Annotated in this window: 4 protein-coding genes; 1 reads left to right on the forward strand and 3 read right to left on the reverse strand. The window is 69.7% G+C overall.

The genetic code is table 11. The features are described 5' to 3' along the window. Nucleotides 1-85: 85 nt before the first annotated feature. The 3 genes from ABD366_RS18455 to ABD366_RS18465 form a co-directional block, all read right to left on the reverse strand. Nucleotides 86-454 carry a hypothetical protein gene (locus ABD366_RS18455; RefSeq protein WP_324769001.1) on the reverse strand — a complete coding sequence of 123 codons (369 nt, stop codon included), beginning with the start codon at nt 452-454 and terminating at the stop codon, nt 86-88. A 111-nt stretch (nt 455-565) separates the two neighbouring features. Beyond that, entirely contained in the window at nt 566-1,480 is a 915-nt protein-coding gene (locus tag ABD366_RS18460; protein WP_324769000.1) for an MBL fold metallo-hydrolase, read from the reverse strand. A gap of 106 nt (nt 1,481-1,586) precedes the next feature. Then, entirely contained in the window at nt 1,587-3,275 is a 1,689-nt protein-coding gene (locus ABD366_RS18465) for an MFS transporter (RefSeq protein WP_324768999.1), read from the reverse strand. 186 nt (nt 3,276-3,461) lie between these two features. Here ABD366_RS18465 and ABD366_RS18470 point away from each other — a divergent pair, with 186 nt between their 5' ends. After that, nucleotides 3,462-4,064: a TetR/AcrR family transcriptional regulator gene (locus ABD366_RS18470; protein WP_324768998.1), complete on the forward strand. Its 603-nt coding sequence runs from the start codon at nt 3,462-3,464 to the stop codon at nt 4,062-4,064. Nucleotides 4,065-4,164: the final 100 nt, after the last annotated feature.

Genomic DNA, 4,164 nt, shown 5'->3' on the forward strand with positions numbered 1-4,164 from the left:
CCAACCAAGCCCCTCCGGCGATTGAGGAGCGGGGTCCGGGGCAGAGCCCCGTGCCTCAGCCGCAACACCGGGCACCCCACCACGCCTACGGCCAGTCCACCATCCCGAGAAACACCACATACGTAACCAACACCGCAACAGGCGCCACCAGAGCAAACCCAACCCGCCGCGCAGCAAACCGCTCCTGCCAAGGCAACAACCAAGCCGTAGCAAGCAGAAGCAGCGACGCAGTCAACCCCCACCCGAACACCATGAACGCCCGATCAAAGCTCGGCTCGAACGAAGAGACCTCCGCATCCGTGCACGAGTCACAAGCCATCGGCGCAAGCCCCGCGAAGACGAACGCGAAGAACGCCCCCGGCACCGTCACCAACGAGGAGAACAGCGGAGCGACCCAGTACCGGGCGTACCGGGTGGGCCGTACGGGCGCGTCTGCGGCAAGGTCCAAGGTCATGCCCACCATCCAACGTGCGGACGGTGGGCATGACATGAGCGGTCGTACTCAGATCCCTACGAGGCACCTAGGTATCCGGCGCCCCATCCGCCCCCGGGACCCCAAGGCGGCTCAGTAATCCCAGCCGGCCGACACGAACCGGAAGGCGCCACCGGCCGCCGCCACGTGGACGACGGACGGGAACGGCAGATGCGTGGCGACCAGCTTCTCGCCGCTCGCCGCCATCTCGTTCAGGAGGCGGAGACGGACCCGGGTCGACTCCTCGGGGTCGTGGTCGAAACCGTTGTGCCAGTCGGGGCACTCGAACCCGGGCTGGAAGATGGCGTCGCCCGCGAACGTCAGCCGGTCGCCGCCGGACTCCAGGCGGATGATGCTGTGGCCGGGCGTGTGCCCGCCGGTACGGCTGATCAGCACGCCCGGCGCGACCTCGTACTCCGTCTCGAACGGCCGCAACTGGCCGCGGTACAGGTCCAGGAACTTCGCGGCGGTCGTGCGCAGCACCTCCGGCACCGGCCCCGGCATGTCGGTACGGGAGAAGTCGGGCTTCTCCCAGAACTCGGCCTCGGCGGAGGCCAGGTGGACCCGCAGGTCGGCCCGGAGGCGGCCCCGCAGCCCCTCGACGAGCAGTCCGCCGATGTGGTCCATGTGCAAGTGGGTGAGCACCACGTCGGTCACGGACGCGGGGTCGATCCCGGCCGCGTCCAGTCGCATGGCCAGCTGCCCGGCCCGCGGGAAGCCCGGGAACTCCGTACCGAGGCCGGAGTCGACGAGGATGGTCTTGCCGCCGCTGCGCACGACGGCCACGTTCAGCGGCCAGTCGAGCGTTTCCGGCGGCAGGAACTGCTCTTTGAGCCAGGACGCCAGGTCGGCCTCGGCGGCATTGGTGGCCATCGTCCTGGCGGTGATCGGCAGCACGCCGTCGCTGATCACCATCACGTCGATGTCGCCGACCTTCAGCGCGTACCGGGACGGAACCAGTTCGTCCAGTCCCTGTGCGCCGTGATCGGCAAGGTTGACTCGGCTCATGATGTTCTCCTCTTGAAGAGCGTTGCCCGAAGACATCGACGGCGCCGTGAGCCACACCGTCCAGTCATCCCCTAGGACCGGACGGCCTCCTGATCTGTGACACCCCCTACTTCGTCGCCAGTTCGGCGGCAGGCTGCTGCGCCTCGTCGTCCTGCCCGGCCTCCGGCTCGGCGGCCTGGGCACCCTTGCGGGGCAGCAGTACGGCCACGAGCACCGTGCCGACGCCGAGGATCAGGGCTCCGACGACGCTGGTGTGCGCCACCGCGTCGGCGAACGACGAGCCGACCGACTGCGTCATCTGCCGCGCACCGTCGGCGAGTTGCTCCGCCTGTGCCTTGAGCTGCGCCGCCTGCTGCGGATCGGTGGCACCGGCCGCCTGCTCGGCGAGCTTGTGGGCCTGCGCCCCGATCTGCTGCGCCACGGCGTATCCCGCGCCGACCGAGTCCTGCGCCGTGGACAGCGCGTCACCCGGCAGCTCGGTACCGGACGCGGCGTCGGACAGGTGCGAGGAGTACGAACCTGCCAGCACGGAGCCGAGGATGGCGATGCCGAGGGAGCCGCCCAGTTCGAGGGAGGTGTCGTTGACGGCGCCGCCGACGCCCAGTTCGGACTCCGGGAACGCACCCATGATCGCGTCCGTGCAGGGCGACAGCGCCAGGCCGATCGCCAGGCCCAGGATCACGAGGGGCAGGACGAAGTCGCCGTACCCCGACGCCGCGTCCACCCGCGTCAGCAGCGCCAGCGCCGCCGTGCCGCCGACCATGCCCGCCGTCACGGTGATCTTCATGCCGATGCGGGGCGTGAGGTACCCCGTGAGCGCCGATCCGACGAAGACCGCGCCGGCCAGCGGCAGCATGCGTACGCCGGTCTCCAGAGCGTCGTATCCGAGCACGAACTGGAGGTGCTGGGTGAGGTAGTAGAAGGCGCCGAAGACGGCCAGGAAGAAGAGGGCGACGGCCAGGTTCGACCCGGCGAACCGGCGGTCGGCGAACCGTCGCACGTCGAGCACCGGGCGCGGGTGCCGCAGCTCCCACAGCACGAAGGCGAGCAGCGCCGCCCCGGCCACCACGGCGGCGGTGACGGCCTTGACGCCCCAGCCGAAGTGCGGCCCTTCGATGATCATGTAGACGAGCGCGCCGACCCAGATCACGGACAGCAGCCCGCCGACGTAGTCGATCCGGCTGTGGTGGCCGGCCTTGGACGGCGGTACGAGGACGAGCGCGCCGACGATCGCGAGGGCGGCGACGGGCACGTTGATCAGGAACGTGGACGCCCAGCCGTGGTCGCGCAGCAGCGCACCGGCCACCAACGGGCCCGCGGCGATGGCGAGTCCGGCCGTCGCCGTCCACAGCACGATGGCCTTGGCGCGCTCGCCGCGCGGGAAGGTGGCCGCGAGCAGCGACAACGTGGCGGGCATGATCATCGCTGCGCCCACGCCCATCACGGCGCGCGCGGCGATGACTCCGGTGGAGCTGTCGACGAGCGACCCCGCGACGGCGCCGCCGCCGAACACGACGAGCCCGAGGATCAGGGCTCCGCGCCGGCTGTACTTGTCGCCGATCGCGCCGAGCAGCAGCATCAGAGCCGCGTACGGGACGGTGTAGCCGTCGATGACCCACTGCAGATCGGCGCTGGAGAGCCCCAGGTCCTGGGTCATGTCCGGCGCCGCGACCGTGAGGGCCGTATTGGCCATCACGATGATCAACAGGCTCAGGCAGAGCACGAGCAGCGCCCACCAGCGGCGGGCGTACGGCTGGTCCATCGAGGCGACCGGCTCGTTGATGACGAGACGCATGACGGGGAGACCCTCCCGGGAGAACGGAACAGACAGAGCTTGCTTGCACACTGCTGTGCAATTACACACTGCTGTGCAATCTAGGCCATTGCACAGCGGTGTGCAAAACAGCAGCCCGTGGTGGGTGCGGTCGGGCGCGCGGTGGGCGTGGTGGGGCGTAGTAGCGGCGTCGCTGGGGCGTGCACAATGAACGGCGTGACTTCCGTACGGGCCGACGCCAACCGCCGCCGCATCCTCGATGTCGCACTCGCCGAGCTGCTGCGTGACCCCGAGGCGTCCATGGATCAGATCGCCCGCGCCGCGGGTGTGGTGCGCCGGACGGTCTACGGGCATTTCCCGAGCCGTGACGCGCTGGTCGGTGCGCTGGTGGACGATGCGGCCCAGGCGGTCGCGGAGGCTCACCGGGCCGGCCGTGAGGGTGTCGACGATCCGGCGGAGGCGGTGGCTTGCTCGATCCTGGCGATCTGGCCGATCGCGGACCGCTACCGCCTGTTGGTGCATCTCGCGCAGCGCAGCGTGACGATGGAGGGCATCAGGGCCCGGCTCACTCCGGTGCGCGAGGTGTGCACGGAGCTTGTCCGGCGGGGCCTGGAGTCGGGCCAGTTCCGTTCGCCGCTGCCGGCGGAGGCGTTGGCGTACGTCCATGAGCAGGTGCTGTTCGGTCTGATGGAGGCCGTCAACGACGGAGTCATTCCGGCCGAGGACGCGGGCCGCGCGGCGGCTGTGGCGGTGCTGGCGTCCGCGGGTTATCCGCTGGCGGATGCGGAGCGCCTGGCGAAAAGCGCCTGAAGCCTGCCTGATAGGCGGGCGTAGGGCCTGCAATTGTCCGTAAACGCAGAAAACCCCCGTCCGGTATCCCCGGACGGGGGTTTTCTCTTAAAAATAGTTC

This window comes from Streptomyces kunmingensis (genome assembly GCF_039533535.1).
Classification (GTDB): domain Bacteria; phylum Actinomycetota; class Actinomycetes; order Streptomycetales; family Streptomycetaceae; genus Streptomyces; species Streptomyces kunmingensis.